Below are 3,838 nucleotides of genomic sequence, written 5' to 3' on the forward strand. Positions count from 1 at the left end.
TTGGTTTAGGATTATTTGATGAAAAGGATATTTCACTTAAAGGTTTGGAATGTTTAAAAAATGTTGATAAGGTTTATGCCGAATTCTTTACATCAAGGTTATTTGGATCTAGTTTTGAAGCTATTGAAAATTTAATCGGTCAGGAAATTGAAGTTCTGGTTAGAAATGAAGTTGAAGAAGAAAGCAAATTCATTGAGGAAGCAAAAACTTCAGATGTTGCTTTAATCACTGGAGGAGACCCTTTGATTGCAACAACTCACAGTGATTTTCTAGTCCAATGTTCAAAAAGGGGAATCGATTTTGAAGTTATTCACGGCTCATCAATTTTATCTTCCGCACCGGCTATTTCCGGCCTTCAGGGCTATAAGTTTGGAAAGGTTACTACAATACCATTTCCGGATTATAATTTTTATCCTAAGTCACCTTATGAAGCCATTGAGGAAAATTTGAAAATGGATTTGCATACATTGGTTTTACTTGATATTCAGGCTCACAAAGACAGATACATGACAGTTAATCAGGGTCTGGAATATTTGATGAACATTAAGGAAAACTTAGAACATGAAGGTTTGATTACTGAGGATACTTTAGCTGTGGGTATTGCCCGTGTAGGTTCAAAAGATGTTTGTGTCAAGGCGGGAAAAATTAAAGAATTAATTGATTTTGATTTTGGAGGTCCTCTTCACTGCATTGTCATTCCGTCAAAACTTCACATTGTCGAGGCGGAGTATTTAGTTGAAATTGCTGGAGCAGACCCAAAAATACTTGATGATGTTTGATTTTAAAATATAGGGAGTGTGGAAGTAGAATGCACTTCTACTTCCATAGAACATATTCTAAATTGCTTTTGGGAGATTGAAAATAATTGACTGATGTTCTATAATAGACATGAATTTTATTTCATATCGTATATTAATTTTATTTTAAATGCATATAAAGTTTTTTATTTTTTTAAACAAATATTATGAAAAAATAGTAAAATCTTCTTAAAAATCAAAATTCTATAAAAACAAGGGGGGAGTGGAAGTAGTAGTGTTTTTTCTACTTCCTTAATGAAACATATTCTAACATTTTGGAGATTATAAAATGGTTGATGTCTTCATTATTAGACATGAATTTTATTTCACATCGTTTATTAGTTATATTTTAATATTATATAAATGTTTTCATTTGATTTTTGGTTTCTTTTAAAATTTTAAAAAAAGCAAGGAAATTCAATGTTTTTTCATTAAAAAATACTAAAGGTTAATATTGTTTAAAGGACAATATACACATAATGGAAACTGCATTGAATAGTTTACAAGTTCGCAATAATATTTTAAAATCAAAGTTGGTTCATGAACAACTAAAGTATGGTAATTATCCATTCCTTGATTTTAGTAGGGAAATATCTCAATTGGTGATTGAGTATGCTAAACATAATTCTATTTTTAAAGCTGCTTCAATATTGGGATTAAATCCTTATGTAGTTATGAAATGGTTTATTCAAGGCCAGAGAGGAAATCCTAAATTCAGATCTTTTTATTTAAGAATAAGTTATATTAATCGTAGACTTAACGGAGAAGTCATTCCTCAAATTGAAGAAATAATTCCTGAATTTAAGGAACACTATGATATTTCTCACCATGGCAATGCATGGTGCTATACAACTTATGTTGACGGCGAAAAAGTAGCCATAATTTCAGGCGATTTGGAAAATCTTAAAAAGAAAGTCAAATCCCGTGAACTCCCATTATATGAGTGAGTTATATGATTTGGAAGTTAAAACAGTTCGATGAGTTAACAAACAATGAGCTATATGGAATCTTAAAATTAAGGGCCGAAGTTTTCGTTGTTGAGCAGGACTGTCCTTACCAAGATTTAGACGGCAAAGACCAATCTGCATATCACTTATTTTTAGAGGATAATGAGGAAATCGTTGCGGTTTCAAGAATTCTTCCGGAAGGCATCTCATATGAGGACATGGCAATTGGACGTGTAGTTGTTAAAGAGTCGTATAGAGGTCAGGGAATTTCTAAAGTGATGATGAGAAAAGCAATGGATTTCATTATTCATGATTTGGGCAAGAAGACAATTAGATTATCTGGTCAAGCCTATTTGACTAATTTTTATAATAATTTGGGTTTTAAAACTGTTTCAGAGTGTTATTTGGAAGATGGAATTGAACATTTTGAGTTTTATTTTGAAAAATGATATATCTTTTAATACCTTATTGTTTTTTCACAATACATTATATACTTTTAAAGAATTTATATACTATTAAGTTTAAAGATATATAGTAAATAACACTTTTGAGGTGTTTTTATGGACATGCCTAATATAGATAAATTTATGAATAAAAATTATATTATTTTGATTGTTCCAATAATAATTTTGATAATATTTTTAGCAATGTATGTGTCAGTTCCACCATATTCTGAAGGAGAGGTGTACTTCGAGGATTTTAGCGTTATACTGCCTGATGATGCAATATATAATGATAGGAGTGATGATGTTGTGATAACCGGGCCTGCCAATGAATATGTCTCAGAGATTTACAAAACTGATGATTATGGCAATTTGTATTATGAAACTCTTCAAGAGTTAGATACTGAAGGTTATATTCCCTATGTGGTGGATTATAATGATACTCACGATGTTCTTCGATTGCAATTAGATGTACCAGTGCCTTCTGATGTAAATGGACAATACTATGCATATGCATTTTTCTTACCGAAAAAAGCTTATGATGATTCTACTTTCAAATTAAAAGGTGAAAAAAATCCTATTTGGATAATTAAGGCTACTGATGTTCAATTTGCATTGGATTTGGAAAATTCTATAAACTTTGGTGGTTAATATGGCTCATGATATTTTTATAAGTTATTCAACAAAGGATAAATATACTGCAGATGCAATTTGTCACGTTTTAGAACAGAATAATCTTAAATGTTGGATTGCACCGCGTAATATTGCATCTGGTAAAAATTATGCCCAGGAGATAATGAATGGTTTAAAGGCAGCAAAAGTTGTCGTTTTGGTATTTTCAAAAAATTCTCAAGAATCAGCTTTTGTAAATAATGAAATCGACGCTGCATTTTCTAATAATAAGTCAATTATTTCTTTTAAGATTGATGAAACAATGCCGGAAAATAGGATGGAGTTTTTCTTAAAGAATAAGCATTGGCTGGAAGCATATCCGGAACCTGAAAAAGTATTTGAAACATTAGTCACTGATGCTACACGTTTATGTAAGGAAGCGCCTACTGTTATTGTTAGCAAACCTACTCCTGCTAATGCTGCTTCAAATGTTCTTCCAACAAGACAAAAAGATTTAATTTCACTTATACTGTTGTTTACTCCATTTTATTTTGTATCATTTTTATACATGGGATTTGTTGCAAAAGTTAAAGAGTGGATGGCATTAGGCATTGTATTTTTTATACCTCTCATTTTTTTATTCATGAATATGGGAGACCCAATGCCGATGTATACTCATGCTTCACAAATGGGGTTATCAATTAACTTGTTCCTTGTATTTTGGATATTGGCGTTTATTATAGGAATCTTTATTATAAGAAAAGAATTTTTAGCTCGTAAAACTGTCTTAGATCTCATGCCTCCTGAAGAGGAATTATTCGATAATCTTGTTGAACAATATATTAATGTGTAATTGAGGTATTTTATGGAACCGGATGTGTATATCTGTTATTCTAGCAGTGATAAGAATGCTGCTGATGCGATTTGTCATGTTTTGGAGGAGAATAAGTTTAAGTGTTGGATTAAGCCTCGTGATGTAGGTATTGGCCATATTGCTGAGGAGATTACTGCTGCTATTAAGGCTTCTAAGTCCATGGTT

The 3,838-nt window shown here is 31.3% G+C and carries 6 protein-coding genes; all 6 read left to right on the plus strand.

The window, feature by feature from the left end:
* Positions 1 to 779: diphthine synthase (gene dph5 / locus ACKI3D_RS08050; RefSeq protein WP_407393546.1), on the plus strand; the 779-nt coding region annotated here is incomplete at its 5' end.
* A 620-nt stretch (positions 780 to 1,399) separates the two neighbouring features.
* Complete coding sequence (locus ACKI3D_RS08055) at positions 1,400 to 1,744, plus strand: hypothetical protein (RefSeq protein ID WP_407393549.1); 345 nt, start codon at positions 1,400 to 1,402, stop codon at positions 1,742 to 1,744.
* Between the two features lie 5 nt (positions 1,745 to 1,749).
* Complete coding sequence (locus ACKI3D_RS08060) at positions 1,750 to 2,193, plus strand: GNAT family N-acetyltransferase (protein WP_407393551.1); 444 nt, start codon at positions 1,750 to 1,752, stop codon at positions 2,191 to 2,193.
* A gap of 111 nt (positions 2,194 to 2,304) precedes the next feature.
* The gene (locus ACKI3D_RS08065; RefSeq protein WP_407393552.1) at positions 2,305 to 2,838 is read left to right on the plus strand and encodes a hypothetical protein; all 534 of its coding nucleotides are present in this window, start codon (positions 2,305 to 2,307) and stop codon (positions 2,836 to 2,838) included.
* A gap of 1 nt (position 2,839) precedes the next feature.
* Positions 2,840 to 3,652 (plus strand): toll/interleukin-1 receptor domain-containing protein, encoded by an 813-nt coding sequence (locus ACKI3D_RS08070; protein WP_407393554.1) that lies wholly within the window; start codon positions 2,840 to 2,842, stop codon positions 3,650 to 3,652.
* 12 nt (positions 3,653 to 3,664) lie between these two features.
* Positions 3,665 to 3,838: toll/interleukin-1 receptor domain-containing protein (locus tag ACKI3D_RS08075; protein ID WP_407393556.1), on the plus strand; the 174-nt coding region annotated here is incomplete at its 3' end.

It is taken from the genome of Methanobrevibacter sp., from assembly GCF_045586545.1.
Classification (GTDB): Archaea; Methanobacteriota; Methanobacteria; order Methanobacteriales; family Methanobacteriaceae; genus Methanocatella.

Coding starts and splice junctions, on each gene's coding strand:
- ACKI3D_RS08070 (WP_407393554.1), top strand. CDS start 2,840: ATGGCTCATGATATTTTTATAAGTTATTCAACAAAGGATAAATATACT.
- ACKI3D_RS08065 (WP_407393552.1), top strand. CDS start 2,305: ATGGACATGCCTAATATAGATAAATTTATGAATAAAAATTATATTATT.
- ACKI3D_RS08060 (WP_407393551.1), top strand. CDS start 1,750: ATGATTTGGAAGTTAAAACAGTTCGATGAGTTAACAAACAATGAGCTA.